Annotated in this window: 24 protein-coding genes; 12 read left to right on the top strand and 12 right to left on the bottom strand. The window is 70.9% G+C overall.

The annotated features are described in order from the left end of the window. Nucleotides 1-80: 80 nt before the first annotated feature. Nucleotides 81-980, top strand: coding sequence for a 1,4-dihydroxy-2-naphthoyl-CoA synthase (locus tag ABD944_RS34190; protein WP_185024445.1), 900 nt, complete (start codon nucleotides 81-83; stop codon nucleotides 978-980). Here the strand turns inward: ABD944_RS34190 and ABD944_RS34185 are convergent. Further along, on the bottom strand, nucleotides 977-1,921 hold the full coding sequence (locus tag ABD944_RS34185) for a tyrosine-type recombinase/integrase (RefSeq protein WP_345183906.1): 945 nt from the start codon (nucleotides 1,919-1,921) through the stop codon (nucleotides 977-979). The genes ABD944_RS34190 and ABD944_RS34185 overlap by 4 nt on opposite strands. Nucleotides 1,922-2,288: 367 nt before the next feature. On the opposite strand from ABD944_RS34185, the gene ABD944_RS34180 reads away from it, so the two are divergent. The 3 genes from ABD944_RS34180 (at nucleotide 2,289) to ABD944_RS34170 (ending at nucleotide 3,876) form a co-directional block, all read left to right on the top strand. Continuing rightward, a complete protein-coding gene (locus tag ABD944_RS34180; protein ID WP_345183904.1) occupies nucleotides 2,289-2,870 on the top strand; it encodes an HD domain-containing protein in 582 nt (193 codons plus the stop codon). An 11-nt stretch (nucleotides 2,871-2,881) separates the two neighbouring features. Next, nucleotides 2,882-3,331: an NUDIX hydrolase gene (locus ABD944_RS34175; RefSeq protein WP_345183902.1), complete on the top strand. Its 450-nt coding sequence runs from the start codon at nucleotides 2,882-2,884 to the stop codon at nucleotides 3,329-3,331. Between the two features lie 197 nt (nucleotides 3,332-3,528). Further along, entirely contained in the window at nucleotides 3,529-3,876 is a 348-nt protein-coding gene (locus ABD944_RS34170; protein WP_345183900.1) for a hypothetical protein, read from the top strand. 113 nt (nucleotides 3,877-3,989) lie between these two features. Here ABD944_RS34170 and ABD944_RS34165 read toward each other — a convergent pair whose 3' ends face one another. Further along, nucleotides 3,990-4,385 carry a hypothetical protein gene (locus ABD944_RS34165; protein ID WP_345183898.1) on the bottom strand — a complete coding sequence of 132 codons (396 nt, stop codon included), beginning with the start codon at nucleotides 4,383-4,385 and terminating at the stop codon, nucleotides 3,990-3,992. Nucleotides 4,386-4,525: 140 nt separating this feature from the next. Continuing rightward, a complete protein-coding gene (locus ABD944_RS34160; RefSeq protein WP_345183896.1) occupies nucleotides 4,526-4,750 on the bottom strand; it encodes a hypothetical protein in 225 nt (74 codons plus the stop codon). A 217-nt stretch (nucleotides 4,751-4,967) separates the two neighbouring features. On the opposite strand from ABD944_RS34160, the gene ABD944_RS34155 reads away from it, so the two are divergent. Together ABD944_RS34155 and ABD944_RS34150 are read left to right on the top strand one after the other, a co-directional pair. Next, complete coding sequence (locus ABD944_RS34155) at nucleotides 4,968-5,285, top strand: hypothetical protein (RefSeq protein ID WP_345183894.1); 318 nt, start codon at nucleotides 4,968-4,970, stop codon at nucleotides 5,283-5,285. A 2-nt stretch (nucleotides 5,286-5,287) separates the two neighbouring features. Next, a complete protein-coding gene (locus tag ABD944_RS34150) occupies nucleotides 5,288-5,728 on the top strand; it encodes a hypothetical protein (protein ID WP_345183892.1) in 441 nt (146 codons plus the stop codon). A 105-nt stretch (nucleotides 5,729-5,833) separates the two neighbouring features. Here ABD944_RS34150 and ABD944_RS34145 read toward each other — a convergent pair whose 3' ends face one another. Genes ABD944_RS34145 through ABD944_RS34135 form a run of 3 tightly spaced genes read right to left on the bottom strand, consistent with a single transcriptional unit; the run spans nucleotide 5,834 to nucleotide 7,081 of the window. After that, the gene (locus ABD944_RS34145; protein WP_345183890.1) at nucleotides 5,834-6,229 is read right to left on the bottom strand and encodes a hypothetical protein; all 396 of its coding nucleotides are present in this window, start codon (nucleotides 6,227-6,229) and stop codon (nucleotides 5,834-5,836) included. Continuing rightward, nucleotides 6,211-6,603 carry a hypothetical protein gene (locus ABD944_RS34140; RefSeq protein WP_345183888.1) on the bottom strand — a complete coding sequence of 131 codons (393 nt, stop codon included), beginning with the start codon at nucleotides 6,601-6,603 and terminating at the stop codon, nucleotides 6,211-6,213. The genes ABD944_RS34145 and ABD944_RS34140 overlap by 19 nt, the downstream gene beginning before the upstream one ends. Further along, complete coding sequence (locus tag ABD944_RS34135) at nucleotides 6,593-7,081, bottom strand: hypothetical protein (protein WP_345183886.1); 489 nt, start codon at nucleotides 7,079-7,081, stop codon at nucleotides 6,593-6,595. The genes ABD944_RS34140 and ABD944_RS34135 overlap by 11 nt, the downstream gene beginning before the upstream one ends. Before the next feature lie 338 nt (nucleotides 7,082-7,419). Between ABD944_RS34135 and ABD944_RS34130 the strand changes: the two genes are divergently transcribed. Beyond that, complete coding sequence (locus tag ABD944_RS34130) at nucleotides 7,420-8,370, top strand: o-succinylbenzoate synthase (protein WP_345183884.1); 951 nt, start codon at nucleotides 7,420-7,422, stop codon at nucleotides 8,368-8,370. Next, nucleotides 8,367-10,034 (top strand): 2-succinyl-5-enolpyruvyl-6-hydroxy-3-cyclohexene-1-carboxylic-acid synthase, encoded by a 1,668-nt coding sequence (gene menD, locus ABD944_RS34125; protein ID WP_345183882.1) that lies wholly within the window; start codon nucleotides 8,367-8,369, stop codon nucleotides 10,032-10,034. The genes ABD944_RS34130 and menD overlap by 4 nt, the downstream gene beginning before the upstream one ends. A gap of 318 nt (nucleotides 10,035-10,352) precedes the next feature. Here menD and ABD944_RS34120 read toward each other — a convergent pair whose 3' ends face one another. Further along, complete coding sequence (locus ABD944_RS34120; RefSeq protein ID WP_345183880.1) at nucleotides 10,353-10,901, bottom strand: cupin domain-containing protein; 549 nt, start codon at nucleotides 10,899-10,901, stop codon at nucleotides 10,353-10,355. Between the two features lie 107 nt (nucleotides 10,902-11,008). Here ABD944_RS34120 and ABD944_RS34115 point away from each other — a divergent pair, with 107 nt between their 5' ends. Next, entirely contained in the window at nucleotides 11,009-11,566 is a 558-nt protein-coding gene (locus tag ABD944_RS34115) for a TetR/AcrR family transcriptional regulator (RefSeq protein WP_345183878.1), read from the top strand. A 60-nt stretch (nucleotides 11,567-11,626) separates the two neighbouring features. On the opposite strand, the gene ABD944_RS34110 is transcribed toward ABD944_RS34115, so the two are convergent. Then, nucleotides 11,627-12,415, bottom strand: a complete 789-nt coding sequence (locus ABD944_RS34110; protein ID WP_345183876.1) for a tyrosine-protein phosphatase — start codon at nucleotides 12,413-12,415, stop codon at nucleotides 11,627-11,629. A gap of 227 nt (nucleotides 12,416-12,642) precedes the next feature. Between ABD944_RS34110 and ABD944_RS34105 the strand changes: the two genes are divergently transcribed. From ABD944_RS34105 to ABD944_RS34095, 3 genes are all read left to right on the top strand, one after another. Next, nucleotides 12,643-13,674 carry a fatty acid desaturase family protein gene (locus ABD944_RS34105; protein ID WP_345183874.1) on the top strand — a complete coding sequence of 344 codons (1,032 nt, stop codon included), beginning with the start codon at nucleotides 12,643-12,645 and terminating at the stop codon, nucleotides 13,672-13,674. Nucleotides 13,675-13,695: 21 nt separating this feature from the next. Beyond that, entirely contained in the window at nucleotides 13,696-14,511 is an 816-nt protein-coding gene (locus ABD944_RS34100) for an Fpg/Nei family DNA glycosylase (protein WP_345183872.1), read from the top strand. A 74-nt stretch (nucleotides 14,512-14,585) separates the two neighbouring features. Next, nucleotides 14,586-15,761: a serine hydrolase domain-containing protein gene (locus ABD944_RS34095; RefSeq protein ID WP_345183870.1), complete on the top strand. Its 1,176-nt coding sequence runs from the start codon at nucleotides 14,586-14,588 to the stop codon at nucleotides 15,759-15,761. 103 nt (nucleotides 15,762-15,864) lie between these two features. Here the strand turns inward: ABD944_RS34095 and ABD944_RS34090 are convergent, their stop codons facing one another. The 4 genes from ABD944_RS34090 to ABD944_RS34075 all read right to left on the bottom strand — a co-directional run bounded on the left by ABD944_RS34090 (nucleotide 15,865) and on the right by ABD944_RS34075 (nucleotide 19,663). Beyond that, nucleotides 15,865-16,740 carry a sigma-70 family RNA polymerase sigma factor gene (locus ABD944_RS34090; RefSeq protein ID WP_345183868.1) on the bottom strand — a complete coding sequence of 292 codons (876 nt, stop codon included), beginning with the start codon at nucleotides 16,738-16,740 and terminating at the stop codon, nucleotides 15,865-15,867. After that, nucleotides 16,737-17,129, bottom strand: coding sequence for a VOC family protein (locus ABD944_RS34085; protein ID WP_345183866.1), 393 nt, complete (start codon nucleotides 17,127-17,129; stop codon nucleotides 16,737-16,739). Before ABD944_RS34085 ends, ABD944_RS34090 begins: the two co-directional genes overlap by 4 nt. Before the next feature lie 158 nt (nucleotides 17,130-17,287). Beyond that, a complete protein-coding gene (locus ABD944_RS34080; protein ID WP_345183864.1) occupies nucleotides 17,288-18,331 on the bottom strand; it encodes a helix-turn-helix transcriptional regulator in 1,044 nt (347 codons plus the stop codon). A gap of 45 nt (nucleotides 18,332-18,376) precedes the next feature. Next, nucleotides 18,377-19,663 carry an isochorismate synthase gene (locus ABD944_RS34075; protein WP_345183862.1) on the bottom strand — a complete coding sequence of 429 codons (1,287 nt, stop codon included), beginning with the start codon at nucleotides 19,661-19,663 and terminating at the stop codon, nucleotides 18,377-18,379. Nucleotides 19,664-19,679: the final 16 nt, after the last annotated feature.

The following is a 19,679-nucleotide window of genomic DNA, read 5'->3' as shown; positions in this document are numbered from 1 at the left end:
CGTTCAAACGCGGGGCCGGTTGAATGGTGCCCGAGCGCCGCGCCCCGGCCGCGGCGCGGTCGCCCGACGGAGAGGAAGACATGGTCTCGGAGCTGTTCGACGCGGACGCCTGGAGAGAGGTCGAGGGGTTCGGCTTCACCGACATCACCTACCACCGGGCCGTCGACCACGGGACGGTGCGGGTGGCGTTCAACCGCCCGGAGGTGCGCAACGCGTTCCGTCCCCACACGGTGGACGAGCTGTACCGCGCGCTGGACCACGCGCGGATGTCCAGCGACATCGGCTGCGTGCTGCTGACGGGCAACGGGCCGTCGCCGAGGGACGGCGGCTGGGCGTTCTGCTCGGGCGGCGACCAGCGGATCCGCGGCAGGGACGGCTACAGGTACGCCGAGGGCGAGACGTCGGACACGATCGACCCGGCGCGGGCGGGGCGGCTGCACATCCTGGAGGTGCAGCGGCTGATCAGGTTCATGGGCAAGGTCGTCATCTGCGTGGTGCCGGGCTGGGCGGCCGGGGGCGGGCACAGCCTGCACGTGGTGTGCGACCTGACCCTGGCCAGCCGGGAGCACGCGCGGTTCAAGCAGACCGACGCGGACGTGGCGAGCTTCGACGGCGGGTTCGGGTCGGCGTACCTGGCGCGGCAGGTGGGCCAGAAGTTCGCGCGGGAGATCTTCTTCCTGGGCGACGCGTACGACGCCGAGGCCGCGCACCGGATGGGCATGGTGAACGCCGTCGTCCCGCACGCCGAGCTGGAGGCGACGGCGCTGGAGTGGGCGCGGAAGGTCAACGGCAAGAGCCCGACGGCGCAGCGGATGCTGAAGTACGCCTTCAACCTCGTCGACGACGGTCTCGTGGGGCAGCAGGTGTTCGCCGGGGAGGCGACGCGGCTGGCCTACGGCACCGACGAGGCCGCCGAGGGACGGGACTCCTTCCTGGAGAAGCGCGATCCCGATTGGTCGCGTTTCCCGTGGTACTACTAGGACTCGGGGCGCGATCTTTTGGGGACGTGGGGCGCGGCATCCGTGAAGCTCTGACCTGCTGATTCGAGCGGTTGAGCGGTGTCACGCCCCCGCCCTGCGCGGGAGGGGAGCCCGGAAGTGCTCGCTGAGCCTGCCGCGGCGGCCCTCGGGACCATCGCTGCGCCGCCCTCCACCGCCTCCCTCGCCACGTCCGGCAACACGCTCGTGTAGGTGTCCGCGGTCAACGAGATAGAGGAATGCCGCAGCTGTGCCTGCACCAGCTTCATGTCCGCGCCGCCAGCGAGCATCAGCGTCGCCGTGCCGTCCCGGAGATCATGCAGCCGGATCGGTGGGAGCCCGGCCGTGAACGCGATGGCCTGGAACTCTGCGGACGCGTGGTCGGGGTGCAGCCGCTCACCGTTCTCACGGGTGAAAACCTTCCCCGACTGGACCCACGCGAGGCGCTCTTCGCGCTGCTGCGCCCGCAGCACCTGCCCGGTCGCGGTGTCGAACGGGATGGTGTCCTTGCTGCCGTCGCTCTTGAGGTCGGCTTCCTCAACCCCGGCGTAGGTGATGTGCACGATCTGGATGTACAGCGACAGTTCCCGGGCGTCGAGGTCGACGTCGGCCCATTCCAGCCCGCACGTCTCACCGCGCCGGAGCACCGCGAACGTCATCAGGTGGTAGGGGGCGTACAGCCGGTACTCGGCGGCGGCGGCGAGGAACCCGCCGGTCTGCTCGGGTGTCCACACCATCGCCCGGGACGGGCGTGGCAGCGATCGCCACAGCTTGAACGCTCGCGTCGAGCGACTCTCGGGCGGCTCGCCAGCCTCCTCAAGGGCGGCGGTGTAGGTGTCGAACCAGCCGCTGACCCGCTCGGGCGTCCACACGACCGCCTTGGGGCGGCGACCGCCGCCCATGCGGATGAGCTTCGCGACGTTCACGGTGACGAGTGGCGGCATCTGACAGAGCGACGCGGAGGGTCGCGTGGATCTGCGCCCGGGGCGAGGCGCCCACAGGCCGGCGCGGCGGCGGCAGTTCCGCGATCTCAGCGAGCGCACGGTCGCGGGCTGCGGTGTCGCGGACCTAACGCGCCTCCCACACCTTCTGCCGCAGCGCCCGCCGCCGCTCCCGCTCCGCCTCGATGCGCCGCGTCGTCTCTCATCCAGCGCCGACCCACACTGTTGATGCAGGACCCCGAACTAGCGGACCAGGCCCGCGCACAGTCAGCAGAGCTCTTGGACCTCGACGTGCCCAACCAGAGCAGGCGCGAACCAGAGAACATCAACTACGCGGCGCGCATGGCCGCGAACCCCTCAAGGAGAACCCATGTCTGACGCCCGCGAGATCGTGCCTTTCCTGCACGAAGCCGGCCACCTGAAGAGGTCTGCCCGGCAGGGGTGGTGGATCGCCGGTGTGAAGAACCCGGAGACGGTCGCCGAGCACAGCTTCCGCACCGCGGTCATCGGCTACGTCATCGGCGCTGTGGAAGGCGCCGACGCTGAGAGAGTCGCCACCCTCTGCCTGTTCCACGACTTCCCAGAGACCCGGCAGGGCGACGTTCCGTCCACGGGGAAGCGATACGTGTCGATGGCGCCCGACACAGATGTGATCCGGGACCAGACTGCCCAGCTGCCGCAACATCTCGCGGACCGAATCCGAGCCCTGACCGGAGAGTTCGAAGAGCAGGCGACTCCGGAGGCGCGGTGCGCGAAGGACGCCGACAAGCTGGAATGCCTGCTTCAGGCCCGCGAATATCAGGCCCAGGGGTACGCGGATGTGCAGCCGTGGGTGGACACGATGGTCGACGCCATGAGGACCCCGACCGGGAAGGCTCTTGCAAGCGCTGCGCTCGAGGTGGCACCGAGTTCCTGGTGGTACGACATCGTCGCGAACTACGGTCGCAAATAGGTGGGTATCCCGTGAACGACGGACGGTCCTACCCGTCCGACTTGCCGCGCCATTCAGTGAGCGCGGGCGGCGCGGTCGTTCGCGACGACGGACGTTTCCTCGTGATCAAGAGACGAGACAACGGGGCTTGGGTACAGCCGGGCGGCGTCGTGGAACTCGCAGAGGACCCGCGCGAAACGGTCGTCCGGGAAGTCTTGGAGGAGACCGGGGTCCGTGTAGAGGCCGGCGAACTGACCGGCGTCTACAAGAACATGAAGCGCGGAGTGGTGTCGCTCGTCTTCCGCTGTCGGGTGGTGGGGGGAGAGGCGCACCCGACGGACGAAGCGGTCGAGGTTGCATGGCTGACCACCGACGACGTCCGGGCGCTGATGGCTGAGCCGTTCGCCGTGCGGCTCCTGGACTCGGTCGCTGGCGGTGCCCCGGCCGTCCGGACCCATGACGGACACGACCTACTCGATTAGCCACACGACTAATCGCTGACGGCCCGTGCCCAAGAGCATGGGCCGTTGTGCTTGCTTGCACGTTGCGCGTTTACCGCGCAACTCCCGTAATCGTCTTAGTTATTCCGTCGGGGCCGTAATGATTACGCGGCACACCGCTTCTGCGAGGGCCGGTGTGTCGGCACAGCATTTACGCGATCTATGGACTGGCTTGAGAAATGACAAAGCCCGCCGGGCCGGGCCGTAAGTCGAAGACTGACATCACCCTCGAGGCCGGCAGGCTCTCGTTCCCGGACCTGTGTCGCGCGTACCTGTCGTTTCGCGACGTCATCGGGGTGAGGCACAGCAAGCGGTGGGCCGAGGTCGTGCCGGTGACCGGACAAACCGTCCGGAGCCGACTCCAGAACGCGCGCAGGCGCCACCCGAAGTTTCAGGCGAGCACCGGCCGCGCCTTCTGGAGCGGGGCGTGGCCGCGCAATCTGAAGACCGACGCTGCGCCGAGCGCAGGCCAGAACGTCTGGGATCTGCGAGAGACGCTGGAGTCGCTGGCCGAGAGCCGCAGCTGACAGGGGGAGGAACGGCATGGATGCGCCGGACTGGATCGCGCTGAAACCAAGGAAGGGGCCCGGCGTGCCGGGCCCCTTCAAGTGGTGCCCGGCAGGCCGGACACCTCAGGTGGTCACCGCCGCCTTTCAGCGGCGATGCGGTTGGCGATCATGGTGCTGATGCCGATGGTGAGCAGTACAACGCCGAAATCGACGATGTAGTAGTAGAGGATGCGGTCGTTGATGGTCTCCAGAAAGGTGACCATCAAGCCGAAGCCCCCGCACAGGGCCAGGATGGAGACCGCGGAGTCACGACCCATGCGACCTCCGGCCAGCCCCCCGATGATGCCGCCGGCCAAACCGGCGATGCTCCCGGTGAGGATGGGGTACCAGGCACCGGGGACGGTGAAGGCGGCGGTCGGGTCTGCGGCCCAGACGCCGAGGGTCAAGGCCGCGACGAGGACTCCGAAGATCGCCCCGCCGGTGCCGAAGGCAGCGGTGGTGAGTGCCGTGCGAGCGCGCTTGTGCATGGTCTCTCCTTTGGTGACGTCCCATCGCGATGACGGGAAACAGTAGAGACCGTCCTCTGTTTAGGTGCAGCGGCAAGTCAGTGGCGAGGTCAGAATGTGCTGTTGCCGCTGCCTCAACAACGGTAATTTCCAACGCTGGTTTAGCTGTACCCCTTTAGGTCCCGACCCTTTTTCTGCCATGCTTTGCCGTCGGCTCTCTGCCTCGAGTAGCGCATATCCCCGTTATCGGCTGGGATCTCGTCATCCTGAAGGCCGTCGTAGGCGGCGTTACAGCGTTTCGCGTCGATCTTTGCGCCCTGGGCGGCGAGGAGCATGGCGCCGATGATGATCGGGGGGATGGGGTTCACGGAGAGCGTTGTGCCCATGTGTGATGGCTGTGTCACGGGGGCGGCCGGTTGCAGCATGCGGGTTGACGGGGGACGTGTCGGGTCGGTCGCTGGTTCACCCCCGCCGGGCAGAGGGCCCGATCCGGCCACGTTCCCTTCCTGCGGCGAGGAGCGGCTGAGCGGATCAGCGGAGTGCCCCTAGGTTGTCGGAGCAGGCCCTTAGAACGGACATGTAACCGTTGAGTGGAGGTCGCTGATGAAACCGGTCGAGGTCACTCCTCCTGGCGTGCCAGCGAAGGACGACCCGCAGGTCAAGACGGCGATGGGGGTGTGGGACGGGCTGACTGCGGAGGAGCAGCGGGAAGTGTTCCGGTCGCTGTTCAGGGTTGTTGCCGCGTACGGCCACTCGAAGGATATTGACCACCTGACGCGGTTTGCGGAGAGTGTTGACCGGATGGTTCGTCTGGAGTCAACCACCGATCTGCGTCAGCGGATCCGCGACCAGCGGGCGGCGGTCCCCGAGCCGGCCGACCCCGCCGCCGTCGAGAATCTGTTGAGGCGCCTGGAGGGGTAGCGATGCGCCCGCTGCGGCTCACCAAGACGACGTGGAAAGTCGTGGCCGAGTGGGCGGGAAGCCAGACCCCGGAGAAGCAGCGTCTGGCCGCGAAGTTCCTGCGGGCGCTGCTGGACGGGTCGTGGGTGGCGGAGTTCGATAACACCCCGACGAGCCCTGAGGTTGTGACGGTGTTGCTGGATTCGCCTCGGGTCCCGGCGTACATGACGATCTTCGAGGCTGATGGTGTCGAGTTCGGTGAGGTCTTCGCGATCGAGGACGATCCGCAGGCCGGGGAGTATTTCGATACCGGTGAGCGGCTGGGGGTGGACCCGGAGCCGGAGGCGGGCCTTGACGGTGATGGGCGGCGGCCCCCGCCGGACCCGCCAGAGTTGTATCCGGAGCCTGGTGAGGGGCCGGAGGAGTTCGCTCAGAGGGTGCAGGAGTTTCGCCGCTCGAGCTGAGTGGCCGTTGGCTGTCGCAGGTGTCGCTGACGATCGTCTGGGCTCAGGGTGGGCGTATCTGCCCGCCTTCTGCGGAAGGCGCGCCGCGCCCCCACACCAGCTGGCTCACTGGCTACCCGTGGTCTCGTCGGGCTTCCTCGCTCCGGGGACGCCCGGGGCTGGAGCCTGCTTGCCGCCTGAGGCCGGCGCCGCGGCGGGGACGTGGTGTGCGATTGCCCCGACAGCGGACAGGAGGACCATCAGCGGCAGGACGAGCGCGCCCCACCCTGCGGCGTGGATGACCCAGGTGTCGGGGTCTTGCCAGCCGGTGGAGGTGCTGGTGAGGACGAGGCCTGCGGTGATGGATGCTGCCGCGAGATAGGCCAGGGTGCCGCCTGCGAGTTGGTTGACGCGCCGCTGCTGCCGCTTGTCGAGCTTGTCTTTCTGGCTGCGCGAGGACCGTCGGGTGCGTACAGCAAGCACGACTCCGGCAGCGATGAACACTAAGCCGGTGGCGACCATCGACGCGCCAGGAGGTTGAAGGCGTCGCCGTTCAGTGTCCGGTAGAAGCTGACGGCGGACATGGTGATCATCACTGCGGTGAGGGCGAGCGCGAAGTAGATGAGTGCGGTCAGGAATGTGAGTGCTTCCTGGGCGTACTTGCCAAAGGAGACCAGAACCCAGGACAGTGCGACACACAGCGCGATGATGGCTGTCCCGAGGATCCCGCCGATGATCGTGTGGGCGGTGCGGGCGCGTAGGCAGACCTGGTCGCCTGAGATCCCTCCGGATAGGTAGGCGAGGGCGATGAACGCGAAGAACGCGGTGAGGAGGGTCCGGTATAGCCGCGACCGCCGGGTAGGTTCCGGGCCTGGCCAGCGTCGGTCAGGGAGCAATAGGGAGCCGTGGATTGGGGTGGCAGGGGTGGACGCCGACGGACGGTATTGGGTGGGCCTGGCGGCCGGGCGTCGATGCCGACGCACGCCGCCACGTCGCCGGAGCTCCAGGGGAGATGGGCATAGGCACTAGCGAGAGTCCCTCACCCTGCTCGAAGATCTTCGGCCGGTCCATGGGCCACTTGGGGTGGAACTTCGCGGTGCTGCGGACCTCATGCGCCAGCGCCTTCCAGCCGATCCCGTACCCGGCGCGCAGCCCGACCAGGAACCTGGCCGCGATGGCGCCGTCCAGCAGCGGCGCCAGCACCTGCGCGAAGTCGGCGGCGGTGGTGACCTTCGCCGAGTCCGGGCCCTCCACGAGCTCGCCCGCCCCGGGCTCCGAAGTGGTGAGCCGGGATCGCCGGTAGCAGCCGCTCTTCGAGAGCGCCAGCGGGTCCGTGCGCGTCAGGTCGGGCCGCACCTGCCACAGGTACTCCACGTCCCGCTCATGCGGCGCCGCAGCCGGGTCACGGAGGATTAGGCCCCACTCCCAGGCCTCGGAATGAGGGATTGGGCACAGCGCGTGAGCGCGCGGCGCTCGATGCGTGGATGGGGGAGGGGAGCCCGAGGGGAGCCAGGGAGAGCGGGACTGCCCTCGTTCAGGGCGGATCCGTTGACACCGTTCAGCACGGCAAGACGGCCGTATCGGGCGGGAACAGGCGGGGCCATCATCAGCCATCACCATCCGATACGTTTTCGGTGGTACTACTAGGGGTTCGAGTGCACGGTGTGATCCGGAAATGCCGTGATTCGACGGGCAGGTCAGGGGGTCGGCGAGTGCGGGTGTACTCCATCCCGATGCGGACGCGGTTCCGCGGCGTGACGCGGCGGGAGGGCGCTCTGCTGCGGGGCCCCGCCGGCTGGGGGGAGTTCTCGCCGTTCGCTGAGTACGGTCCGGCCGAGTGCGCCCGCTGGCTGGCCGCCGCCCGGGAGGCCGCGTGGGAGGTCTGGCCCGCGCCCGTCCGCGACCGGATCCCGGTGAACGCGACGATCCCGGCGGTCGGCCCGGAGCGGGCCTTCGAGATGACGCGCGAGTCCGGCTGCCGCACCGCGAAGGTGAAGGTCGCCGAGCGCGGCCAGAGCGACGCCGACGATCTGGCCCGGGTGGAGGCCGTCCGCGCGGCGATCGGACCGCGGGGCAGGGTCCGGATCGACGCGAACGGCAGCTGGGACGTCGATCACGCCGCCCGGATGATCCGGTCGCTGGACCGGTGGGAGCTGGAGTACGCCGAGCAGCCCTGCGCGACGCTGGAGGAGCTGGCGGCGGTGCGGTTCCGCGTGGACGTGCCGATCGCGGCCGACGAGTCGATCCGCCGCGCCGAGGACCCGCTGAAGGTGCGCGCGGCGGGCGCCGCCGACGTGGCGGTGCTGAAGGTGCAGCCGCTCGGCGGGGTCGCGGCGTCGCTGCGGGTCGCGGAGGCGTGCGGGCTGCCGGTGGTGGTGTCGAGCGCGGTGGAGACGTCGGTGGGGCTGGCGGCGGGGGTGGCGCTGGCCGCCGCGCTGCCGGAGCTGCCCTACGCGTGCGGGCTGGGGACGCTGCCGCTGCTGGAGGGCGACGTCGTGCGCGACCCGCTGCGTCCGGTCGCGGGGGAGATCGAGGTGCGCCGGCCGGCGGTGGACGAGGAGGCGCTGCGCCGCTGGGAGGCGCCCGACGGGGCGTGGCGGAGCCGGGCGCTGGCCGCGCAGGCCCATCTGGACGGCCCGGCGGTGGTGGAGGTGGCGCCGTGAACCCGGCGACCGCGCTGGCGAGCGTCCTGGTCGACGAGTTTCAGCGGTGCGGAATGACCGACGTGGTGCTGGCGCCGGGCTCGCGGTCGGCGCCGCTGGCGCTGGCGCTGCACGCCGCCGAGGAGGCGGGCGGTCTCCGGCTGCACGTGCGGATCGACGAGCGTTCGGCGTCGTTCCTCGGGCTGGGCATGGCGAAGCGGTCGGGGCGCCCGGTCGCGCTGGTGTGCACGTCGGGCACGGCGGCGGCGAACTTCCATCCGGCGGTGGTGGAGGCGCACGAGTCGGGCGTCCCGCTCATCGTGATCACGGCGGACCGGCCGCCGGAGCTGCGCGCCACGGGTGCGAACCAGACGATCGACCAGGTGAAGCTGTACGGGACGGCGGTGCGGTGGAGCGCCGAGATCGGCGTCCCGGAGAACCGTCCGGGCATGGTGGCGTACTGGCGGTCGCTGGTGAGCCGCGCGTGGGGGCTGGCGCAGGCGCCCGTCCCGGGGCCGGTTCACCTGAACGCGGCGTTCCGCGAGCCGCTGATCCCCGACGGCGACGAGACGTGGTGCGAGCCCCTGGACGGGGACGCGACCGGCGCGTGGACGAAGGTGCGCCCGGCGACGCCCGGGTCGGTGCTGCACGTCCCGCCAACGCGGCGCGGTGTCCTGGTGGTCGGGGACGGTGCGGTGAACGTCAAGCGGTACGTGGCGGCGGCGTCGATGGCCGGCTGGCCGGTGCTCGCCGAGCCGAACGGCAACGCCCGCTACGGCGACCACGCGCTGTCGTCGCACCATTTCCTGCTGGGCGTCCCGGAGTTCGTGGAGCGGCACCGTCCCGAGGTGGTGGTGACGCTGGGCAAGCCGGGCCTGTCGCGCCCGCTGCTGTCGCTGCTGCGCCGCGCGGAGGAGCACATCGTCCTGGCACCCGACCTGGCGCACTGGCCCGACCCCGTGCGGTCGGCGACGCAGGTGGCGCCCGAGGTCGAGATCCCGGTGGTGTCGGGCGACGACACGTGGCTGAAGTCGTGGCGGTCCGCCGACCGGGCCGCGGCCGAAGCGGTGGACGCCGTCCTTGACGCCCTCCCGGAGGTGAGCGAGCCGCGGCTGGCCCGCGACATGGTCGCGGCGCTGCCGGGCGGGTCGCTGCTGTTCACGGCGGCGAGCATGCCGATCCGCGACCTGGACCAGGTGATGCGGCCACGGCGCGGTATCCGGATCATGGCCAACCGGGGCGCCAGCGGCATCGACGGGCTGGTGTCGACGGCGATGGGCGCGGCGCTGGTGCACAGCGGCCGCTCCTACGCCCTGCTCGGCGACCTGGCGTTCCTGCACGACCAGAACGGCCTGATCCTGGGGCCGCGGGAGCGGCGCCCCGACCTGGCGATCGTGGTCGTGAACAACCAGGGCGGCGGGATCTTCTCGCTGCTTCCGCAGGCGGCGCTGCGCGGCCCGTTCGAGCGGGTCTTCGGGACGCCGCACCAGGTGGACCTGGAGGCGGTCGCCGCCGCGCACGGCGTCCCGTACCGGCGGCTCGCCGCGGCCGCTGACCTGCCGAAGGCGCTGGCGGGGGAGGGGCTGCGGATCATCGAGGCCCGCACCGACAGGGAAGCGAACGCGGCCCTGCACGCCGACCTCCGCCAGGCCGCCCACGCGGCCGTCCGCGACATCCTCGCCTGACCGAGAGCCCACCCGCACGAAGGACCGACACCCGTCTGCAATACTTTAACCTTCAAATTACATTGTAAAGGCGTTGGGCTGGACGAGCAATCACTCGTCCAGCCCAAAAAACCACCACGACAACAGGACTGCGCTTGCTGTCGGCTCCACGTCCCACAAGCCCATACGTCATGCAAGGGCAGGCCGCGCGGGCTCGTGTCTGACGCTCCGCAGCAATGCCAGACGCAGCTGGACGAACTCGAATCGCCGACCCGCGGCGCGGTCGAGTCGACGTGGCCGGTCATCGTCCGCGCGCCGCGGTGGCCCCGGCTGGTCGTCCTACGCCTCGCGGATGCGGTCCGCGCCGATGGCGACTCCGACGATCGTGCAAGGTTCGGTGCCGCGGTTGTGCCAGGCGTGCCGGGTGCCGTTCTGGACGAGCACGTCGCCCGCCCGCAATACGGTCTGCTCGCCGTCGTCGAGTTCCAGTGTGGCCTCGCCCGAGACGACCAGGACGTAGTCGATGCTGTCGGTGGTGTGCATTCCCGGGGTGCCGGGCTCGTTCGCGGCCAGAGCGCCCGGCATCCGCCGCTCCAGCTCTTCCAGGGCCGCGGCCGTGTCGACGCCCGGAGCCGGGGCCGGCTCGCCCGGCGGAACCGTGTTGATCATGAAGCGGGATCCGTTCCGGGGCGGGTACCACGCCTCGGCGGGGCGGGGTGCGCCGTCGTCGGGGAAGGCGGGCCGTTCGTCCCGGCCCCACAGCCGGAAGAAAGCGCAGCCGGGCATCAGCTCTGAGGTGATGGGCTCGACATCGCGGTCGTCCACCACGCGGGCTCTGCCCTGGGCGTCGTGTCCGGTGACCACGCGGCGGATCGTCGGAGGTTCCAACTGATCATCCTTAGTACGGTGGCGTATGGATACGGGTGCGTATCCATACGCCACCGTATCCAGCGTCCGCCGACCGGTCAATACGCTGGCGTATCCTGTGTTCCGTGGTGAACGAGTCGACCCGGCTGTCCGCCGAGGACTGGGCGCGGGCCGCGCTGAAGGCGATCGCGGGCGGCGGCCTCGCCGCGGTGGCGGTCGAACCGCTGGCGCGGACGCTCGGTGTGACCAAGGGCAGTTTCTACGCGCACTACCGGAATCGGGACGAGCTGATCGCGGCGGCCCTCGCGGAGTGGGTGCGAACCCACGGCGAAGGCGGGCTCGCCGAATTCGCCGCGATCGCTGATCCGGTGCGGCGCCTGGGCGAGCTGCTCACCATCGTCGTGGAGTCCGTCCAGCCGCTGGCGCCGTCGGTGCACCTGAGCCTGCTCGGCGATCGCAACGACCCGCGGGTCAGGGACGCGGTCGGGCAGGTGAACCAGGCCCGGCTGGAACTTCTCGCCCGTACCTACCGCGAGCTCGGGCTGCCGCCGGACCGGGCGACCTCCCGGGCGCGGGTCGCCTACGCTGCCATCCTCGGCCTGCTGCATCTGGCGCAGACCGATCCGGACGCCCCGCGCTCCGCCGCGCTCGCCGACGAGGCGACCGCCATCTTCCTGCCGTCATGACGGTGCGCGCCGGCTGAGGCCGCGGGCGGTCCGAGGGGCGACGCTCCCGGAGCCCCCGGGTCAGCCGAGGAGGCGCTCCCGCAGGGTGTCGGTGTCCTCGTCGGTCCAGCCGTGCCCGGAGAGCCAGCCGAGGGTTCCGCCGTGCTCCTCGTCGATCCGGGCGAGGAACTTCTCCATGATGGCCGCGTGGGGCTGGTGGGTGTCGGCCGGACGGGAGTCGAGGTCGGCCGCGTAGGTGTCGCTGCCGCGCAGCCGGCCCAGGACCGCTTCGAGGCGGTCGCCGGTCTGGGCGTAGTCGGCGACGATCGCCTCGCGGGTGACGCCGACGACGTCGAGGGCGAGGGCGCAGACGACTCCGGTGCGGTCCTTGCCTGCGGCGCAGTGGACCAGCGCGGCTCCGTCGGTGCGGGTCATGACGCGCAGGGCGGCGACGACGGAGTCGCCGCGGTCGGCGAGGTAGCCGAGGTAGTGGCCGGTGGAGCGGTCCTGTTCGGGGCCGTCGGAGGGGCGCTCCTGCCAGGGCAGGGCCTTGTCGACGTCGGCGGCGACGTCGGTGTGGCGGCCGCCCTCGGCGAACAGTGAGAGCTGGTGGATCGTCACCGACGGCACGCGGGTGAGGGGGCCGGGTCCTTCGAGGCGCACTTCGGCGTCGCTGCGCAGGTCGATGACGTTCTTGAGCGCGTAGTCGTCGAGGAGGATCCGGACGTCGGCGACCGAGAGGTCCTGGAGGTTGTCGGAGCGCAGGACGCGCCCGAGCCGGGTGGCGCGGCCGTCGGCGGTGGGGAGGCCGCCGAGGTCGCGGGCGTTGACGGCACCGTCCAGGTCGATCCACCGAGAGTCATCTTCCATGACTTGTGACCCTATATGGCGGCACCCTCCGCGCTTGGGGGCAGGGGCCCGCTGTGCCGGGTGATCAACTTGGCGGATGAGGGAGCCGGGCGGTACCGGGACCTGGGAGCCAGACGGTGAATGGCTCCGCAGCGGGGCGACCGGGCGGTCTCGCTCTCCATAGCTTTCGAGGAGTCTTCTTCCATGCGTTCAGCGTGACGTTCCACCCCCTGGTGAATGGAGTCTCTATGCCCGCGACCCTGTCCGCTCCGTCCCGGCCTGCCGAACGGTCGGCCGGCAGTGATTTCGCGCCGCTGGCGCGGCGCGTCCGCAGCAGTGGGCTGCTGGATCGGCGGCGCGGTTACTATGCGCGGGCGATCGGGTTGAACCTGGCGGCGACGGCAGCGGTGTGGGGGGCGGTCGCGTGGGCGGGGGCCGGGTGGTGGACGGTCCTGCTGGGGATTCCTCTGGCCGTGCTGTCGGCGCGGGCGGCGTTCCTCGGGCATGACGCGGGGCACCGGCAGATCGCGCGGAGCGCTCGGGCGAACCGGTGGCTGGGGCTGCTGCTGGGGAACCTTCTGCTGGGGATGGGGCACGGGTGGTGGAACGACAAGCACAACCGGCATCACGCGAATCCGAACCATGTCGACAAGGACCCCGATGTGGGGGAGGGCGTGCTGGCGTGGACCAGTGAGCAGGCGGAGGGCAAGCGGGGTGTTCTGCGGTGGGTGGCGCGGCACCAGGCCGCGTTGTTCTTTCCGCTGCTGACGCTGGAGGGCGTGAACCTGAAGCTGGGCAGCCTGCTGTTCCTGCGTGGGCGTTCGCGGCGGGACCAGGTCCTGGAGGGCGGGCTGCTGCTGGTCCATGCGGTGGGGTATCTGGGGCTGGCGTTCGCGTTGCTTCCGGTGGGTCAGGCGCTGGCGCTGGTCGCGATTCAGCACGCGGTGTTCGGGGTGCACCTGGGTGCGGTGTTCGCGCCGAACCACAAGGGGATGGCGATGCCTGGGCCGGGGGAGCGGTGGGGGCATCTGCGCCGGCAGGTGCTGACGTCGCGGAACGTGCGGGGCGGTCTGGTGACGGACTGGCTGATGGGGGGTCTGAACTACCAGATCGAGCATCACCTGTTCCCGGGCGTTCCGCGGTGCAGTCTGCGTCGGTTGCAGCCGCTGGTGCGTGAGCACTGCGCGGCGGTGGGGTTGCCGTACGCGGAGACGGGGCTGGTGGAGTCGTACCGGCTGGCGCTGGGGCACATGCGTGAGGTCGGGGAGCCGCTGCGCTAGGGCGGGGCTATGCTCCGGGCCATGCCCGAGGGACACACGATTCACCGTCTGGCCGTCGAACATCAGCGGATGTTCGGCGGCCTCGCCGTTGCCGCGACGAGTCCGCAGGGGCGGTTCGCCGAGGGGGCGCGGTGGTTGGACGGGCGGGTGCTGTCCGAGGCGGACGCGCATGGCAAGCATCTGCTGCTGGGGTTCGACGATGACCGGATCCTGCATGTGCATCTCGGCATCTACGGCAAGTACGCGTTCGGGGAGGGGCCGGCGCCGGCTCCGGTCGGGATGGTGCGGCTGCGGCTGGAGGGCCGCGGGCACTATGCGGATCTGAGGGGTCCTAATACCTGCGAGCTACTCGAGCCGGGTGAGGTGAAGCTGCTGCGTGATCGGCTGGGGCCGGATCCGTTGCGGGGGGACGCCGATCCGGAGGCGGCGTGGCGGCGGATCAGCCGGGCGCGGACGCCGATCGCGGTGCTGCTGATGGATCAGTCGGTGGTGGCGGGGCCGGGGAACATCTACCGGGCGGAGGTGCTGTTCCGGCAGGGGATCGATCCGCGGCTGCCGGGGCGGCGGTTGAGCGCGCGGCGGTGGGCGGCGCTGTGGGACGACCTGGTGGGGTTGATGGCGGCGGGGGTGCGTGCGGGGCGGATCGACACGGTGCGGCCGGAGCATACGCCGGAGGCGATGGGGCGTGCGCCGCGGGTGGACGGTCATGGCGGGGAGGTGTACGTGTACCGGCGGGCGGGGCTGCCGTGCCTGGTGTGCGGGACGGCGGTGGCGTCGGGGGAGGTGGCGGGGCGGAACCTGTTCTGGTGTCCGGGGTGCCAGCCGCCGGTGGGGTGAGGGGGACAGCCCCCCTTTTGATCTTGGGGCGTGCCTGATCGTGCGTGGTGGGGTGGCGGTTCTAGCGTTCGGGCATGGTTTCGACTCTGCGTAAGCGCATCGCTGTGGCGCTGGGTGTGGCGGCGTTGCTCGCCGCCGATGTGGCTCCGGCGGTGGCGCGTCCGGTGGGTTCTGTGGAGGGGTTGCGTCGCGATACCGAGGCGATCCGCGCTCTTGGTGTCAGTGGTGTGCAGGCCCGGGTGGTCGCGGCTGACGGCCGGCAGTCGGTCGCCGTCAGCGGGACCGCTGATCTGGGTACGGGCCGTCCTGTCTCTTCTGAGGGCTTCTTCCGTATGGCGAGCACGTCCAAGACGCTGGTCGCCGTGGTGGTTCTCCAGTTGGAGGCCGAGGGGCGGCTCTCTTTGGACGACAGCGTGGAGCGCTGGCTGCCGGGGGTGGTGCGGGGGAACGGGAACGACGGCGGCCGGATCACGGTTCGGCAGTTGCTTCAGCACACCAGCGGGATCCACGACGATCTGCCGGGGTACAGCACGCCGGGGGAGTACTACCGGCAGCGCTATGACGTCCATGAGCCTGAGGAGCTGGTGGCGCGGGCGGTGGCTCATGCGCCGGACTTCGCGCCGGGGGAGGGCTGGGCGTATTCCAACACCGGTTATGTGCTGTTGGACATGGTCGTCGAGAGGGTGACCGGGCGGCGCGCCCATGAGGAGATCGGGGACCGTGTCCTGCGTCCGGCCGGGCTCGACCGGACGCGGTGGCTGGGGACGTCGCCGTCGTTGCCCCGGCCGCATGCCAGGGCGTACCAGTTCTTCGGTCCCGGTGCGCGGGTGGATGTCACCGATCAGGTGACGGTGGACTACGGGAACCTTTCGTGGGTGACGACGACTCGGGATGAGAACCGTCTGTTCCGTGCGCTGCTTTCGGGTCGTCTGCTGCCGGCGCGGCAGTTGGCGGAGATGAGGCGGACCGTTCCGGTGAGTGCGGAGGTCGAGCGGATGTGGCCGGGCGGCCGGTACGGGCTCGGTCTGGTCGAGCGTCCTTTGAGTTGCGGCGGGACGTACTGGGGCCATGAGGGTGGGGACGGCGGTTACATCACGCTCAACGGTGTGACCGGTGACGGGAGGCGGAGCGCGGTGGTGTCGATGTCGGAGGCGCGGGGGGACTCGCTGGAGCACGTCCTGGAGCAGGAGGGCGCGGCCAGTGCTCTGATCGACCGTGCGCTGTGCGCCGGGGGTTCTGGCGCTTCGTGAGCGTGGCGCGGGGGTCGGGCGCGGTGAGCTTGCGGACGCGTCGGCGGAAGTTGGTCGGCCCGGGATGATTCGCACATGCCGGGCCGACTCTGGCGACGCCGCCTCAGGCCGGGGCGGTCAGGCTGATCGAGGCGAGTTTGGCCGGGTCGACGACGATGTGGATGCCGGTGATCCGGCCTTCGGTGACGGTGAAGGCGATGACGGAGAGGGGCGTTCCGTCGGCGCGCCACGACATGTGGCCGGGGATTCCGTTGACCAGGACGGGCCGGTGGCGGGCGGCTTCGCCGGAGAACATGCGGACGCCGGCGGCGACCTCGGTGGCGCCGAGGGTGACCACGATGCCGCCGGGGGTGTCGACGGTCAGTTCCACGTCCGGGTCCAGGACGCGCAGGAGCGCCTCGAAGTCGCCGGTGACGGCGGCGGCGCGGAACGCGCGGACGGCCTCTCGGTGCTCGCGGCCGGGACCGGCCGGCCGGTCCGTGGCCTGGACCTTCCGGCGGGCGCGGCTGGCGATCATCTTGGTGGCGTCGGCGGTCTTGCCCAGGATCTGGGCGATGTCGCGGAACGGGACGGCGAACATGTCGTGCAGGACGAACGCCAGGCGCTCGCTCGGGGTGAGCGAGTCGAGCACGACGAGCAGGGCGAGGCCGACCGAATCGGCCAGCACGGCCTGCTCGTCCGGCGCGGGGTCGTCCGCGGGCGTCACCACGAGGTCCGCGTACTGCTGCCCGTAGGCGGCTTCGGGGTGGGCTTGGCGTGATCTGAGGACGTCCAGGCTGATCCGGCCGACCACGGTGGTCAGCCAACCCGCGAGGTTGGCGATGGTCGCCTCGTCTTGGCGGACGAGGCGCATCCAGGCTTCCTGGACGACGTCCTCGGCGTCGGCGTGCGAGCCCAGCACGCGGTAGGCGACGGCGCGCAGCCGATCGCGCTGGGCTTCGAACGCTTCGGTCACGAGGCCGGACGGGTGGGCGGTCACGGCTTTCGCCGCTGACGCAGGGAGATTCGGTTGCCGTCCGGGTCCACTGCCTCGACGCGGATGCCGAACGGGTAGTCCACGGGTTCGGGGTCTGTGAAGGTGACGCCGCGCCGGCGCAGGATCTCGAAGTCCTGGCGCAGGTCGTCGGATTCGAGGATCAGCGGGCCGGGTGCGGCGTGCCGGCCGGCTTCACCCGGCCGTCCGGCGGCCGCCGCGTGCGACCACAGGATGATCTGCACGGGGTTGTCGGGGACGCCGACAGTGAGGAAGCGTCCGTCGGCGCCCGGGAAGTCGATCCGCTTCTGCAGGCCGAGCCCGTCGGTGTAGAACCTCAGCGCGCGGTCCTGATCGGTGACGTAGACCGTCACGTACATGATGTCGGTCAGCATCCTGTCCTCGTTTCGCTCGTCGGTGGGGCGGCCGTTCGTGTTCGGCCGTCACACCCATGACGAGTGCCGGCGGGAGGAGGTAACAGGGTGAGGGTGGTCGGTCTGGCCGTCGTTTGCCGCGCTCGGCCTTCTCGTGGGTTTTCGTGTCGGGTGGTGGGTCAGGTCTGGTCGGGGGTGTAGCGGGCGGCGAGGGTGCGGGCGGTGGCGGCGATCATGGCGCGGAGGTGCGGGGGGTCGATGACCTCGACGTCGGCGCCGAGTTTGAGGAATTCGACGTGGGCGTGGCGGACGGATTCGATGGGGAGGGTGGCGTGGACCCAGCCGTCGGGGCCGGGCGGGGTGGCGGTGTCGAGGGCGGCGCGGGCCATGGTGGGCGGGAGGAGGATCGGGGCGCGGGTGAAGCCGTCGGGGGAGAGTTTGACGGTGGCGTGTTCGCGGTAGGCGTCGGCTTCGAAGCGTTCGGCGTAGGCGGCCCAGAAGGCGGCGAGGTCGAATCCGTGGGGGCGGTCGAAGTGGTCGGGGAGTGTGCGCAGGGTCAGGACGCGTGAGATGCGGTAGGTGCGGGGTTCGCGCGCGGTGTCGCCGGGTGTCTCGGCGGTGTCTGTGTCTGTGCTGGTGTGGGGTGGGTCGTCGGGGGCGGGGCGGGCGATGAGGTACCAGGTGCCGGCCTTGAGGACGACGCCGAGGGGTTCCAGGCGGCGGGTGACCTGCTGGGGTCGGCGCCAGCGGCGGTAGAGCACCTCGATGCGGCGCTGGTTCCAGACGGCGTCGGCGGTGGCGTGCAGGTGGGGGACGTCGTCGGGGGTGCGGAACCAGCCGGGGGCGTCGAGGTGGAAGCGTTCGCGGATGCGGGAGGCGCGGGTGCGCAGGTCGGGTGGGAGGGCGGCCATGAGTTTGAGTTCGGCGGCGAGGACGTCGCCGAGGCCGAGCTGGGAGGCGGGGCCGGGGAGGCCGGACAGGGTGAGGGATTCGGCTTCGGTGGCGGTGAGGCCGGTGAGGCGGGTGCGGTAGCCGTTGAGGAGGCGGTAGCCGCCGGCGGGTCCGCGGTCGGCGTAGACGGGGACGCCGGCGGCGCTGAGGGATTCGACGTCGCGGTAGACGGTGCGGACGGACACTTCCAGCTCGGCGGCCAGTTCCCGGGCGGTCATGCGTTCCCTGGTCTGCAGGAGCAGGAGGAGGGACAGCAGCCGGCTCGCGCGCATGGGTCCAGTGTGCCGGTGCCGTGGCTGTGCTGGGGCGCTGCCGGGTCAGCCCTGCAGGGCGTACTGCATGGGGCGGAACTTGGCGCGGGCTTCGGCGAGTTCGGCGTCGGGGTCGGAGTCGGCGACGATGCCGCAGCCGGCGAACAGGCGGGCGCGGGTGCCGTCGATCTCTGCGCAGCGCAGGGCGATGCCCCATTCGCCGTCGCCGCGGGCGTCGACCCAGCCGACGGGGCCGGCGTAGCGGCCGCGGTCCATGCCCTCGAGTTCGCGGATGAGGTCCATGGCGGTGTCGGTGGGGGTGCCGCAGACGGCGGGGGTGGGGTGCAGGGCGGCGACGACGTCGAGGACGGAGCGGTCGGCGGCCAGGCGTCCGCGCAGGGGGGAGGCGAGGTGCAGGACGTTGGGGAGGGTGAGGAGTTCGGGTTCGTCGGGGACGGTGAGGTGGGCGCAGAGGGGGGTGAGGGCGTCGCGGACCATCTCGGCGGCGTAGCGGTGCTCTTCGCGGTCCTTGGCGGAGGTGAAGAGGCGGGCGGCGCGGGCCTGGTCGTCGGCGGGGGTGGCGCCGCGGGCGGTGGTGCCGGCGAGGACGAGGGACTCGATGTCGCCGCCGGTGCGGCGGATGAGGAGTTCGGGGGTGGCGCCGACCATGCCGGCGCAGGAGAAGGTGTAGCAGCCGGGGTAGCGGGCGGCGAGGCGCTGGAGCAGGACGCGGGCGTCGATGGGGGTGTCGGCGCGGACGGTGAGGTCGCGGGCGAGGACGACTTTGCCGAGGTGGCCGGTGTTGTCGGCGGGGCGGGGCGGGGGCGGGGCGCCGGTACGGAGGTGGCCGCGGCGGATGCGGTCGACGGCGGTGGCGACGGCGTGCTTCCAGGCGTGTTCGGGGAGGGCGCCGTCGCTCCAGCGCAGGCCGGTGGGGGCCTGGGGCGGGTTGGCGAGGGTGAGGGGGTCGGTGTCGTCGCCGATGGTGGTGAGCCAGGCGTGGCCGTCGCGGCGGCCGAGGATGCGGCGGGGGATGATGAGGGTGGAGTCGGGGGATTTGGGGTCGAAGCCGAAGGTGCCGAAGGCGACGGGTCCGGAGCCGGGGGCGTTGACGGTGTCGTCGACGGCGGCGGCGCCGAACAGGTCGCGGAGCATGCGGGCGGCGGCGTCGAAGCGGTCGTGGCCGCCGGGGAGGGTGAGGCGGGCGGCTTCGCCCCAGCCGACGATTCCCTCGCCGTGGCGGATCCAGGCGAGCGCGGAGGGGTGCGGAAGCCGCGCGACGAGGTCGCCCGGGTCGGGGATCGGGACGGTGCGGACGGTGAGTCGGTCCGGTGCTGTCACGGCGAGCTTCACGTGAGCCACTGTACGC

The sequence above is a fragment of the Actinomadura verrucosospora genome (assembly GCF_039540335.1).
Classification (GTDB): Bacteria; Actinomycetota; Actinomycetes; order Streptosporangiales; family Streptosporangiaceae; genus Spirillospora; species Spirillospora verrucosospora.
Note: the sequence above shows the minus strand (reverse complement) of the source record. Positions and strands in the feature narration are given on the sequence as shown.

Coding starts and splice junctions, on each gene's coding strand:
- ABD944_RS34190 (WP_185024445.1), top strand. CDS start 81: ATGGTCTCGGAGCTGTTCGACGCGGACGCCTGGAGAGAGGTCGAGGGG.
- ABD944_RS34185 (WP_345183906.1), bottom strand. CDS start 1,921: ATGCCGCCACTCGTCACCGTGAACGTCGCGAAGCTCATCCGCATGGGC.
- ABD944_RS34180 (WP_345183904.1), top strand. CDS start 2,289: ATGTCTGACGCCCGCGAGATCGTGCCTTTCCTGCACGAAGCCGGCCAC.
- ABD944_RS34170 (WP_345183900.1), top strand. CDS start 3,529: ATGACAAAGCCCGCCGGGCCGGGCCGTAAGTCGAAGACTGACATCACC.
- ABD944_RS34165 (WP_345183898.1), bottom strand. CDS start 4,385: ATGCACAAGCGCGCTCGCACGGCACTCACCACCGCTGCCTTCGGCACC.
- ABD944_RS34160 (WP_345183896.1), bottom strand. CDS start 4,750: ATGGGCACAACGCTCTCCGTGAACCCCATCCCCCCGATCATCATCGGC.
- ABD944_RS34155 (WP_345183894.1), top strand. CDS start 4,968: ATGAAACCGGTCGAGGTCACTCCTCCTGGCGTGCCAGCGAAGGACGAC.
- ABD944_RS34150 (WP_345183892.1), top strand. CDS start 5,288: ATGCGCCCGCTGCGGCTCACCAAGACGACGTGGAAAGTCGTGGCCGAG.
- ABD944_RS34145 (WP_345183890.1), bottom strand. CDS start 6,229: ATGGTCGCCACCGGCTTAGTGTTCATCGCTGCCGGAGTCGTGCTTGCT.
- ABD944_RS34110 (WP_345183876.1), bottom strand. CDS start 12,415: ATGGAAGATGACTCTCGGTGGATCGACCTGGACGGTGCCGTCAACGCC.
- ABD944_RS34105 (WP_345183874.1), top strand. CDS start 12,643: ATGCCCGCGACCCTGTCCGCTCCGTCCCGGCCTGCCGAACGGTCGGCC.
- ABD944_RS34100 (WP_345183872.1), top strand. CDS start 13,696: ATGCCCGAGGGACACACGATTCACCGTCTGGCCGTCGAACATCAGCGG.
- ABD944_RS34095 (WP_345183870.1), top strand. CDS start 14,586: ATGGTTTCGACTCTGCGTAAGCGCATCGCTGTGGCGCTGGGTGTGGCG.
- ABD944_RS34085 (WP_345183866.1), bottom strand. CDS start 17,129: ATGCTGACCGACATCATGTACGTGACGGTCTACGTCACCGATCAGGAC.
- ABD944_RS34080 (WP_345183864.1), bottom strand. CDS start 18,331: ATGCGCGCGAGCCGGCTGCTGTCCCTCCTCCTGCTCCTGCAGACCAGG.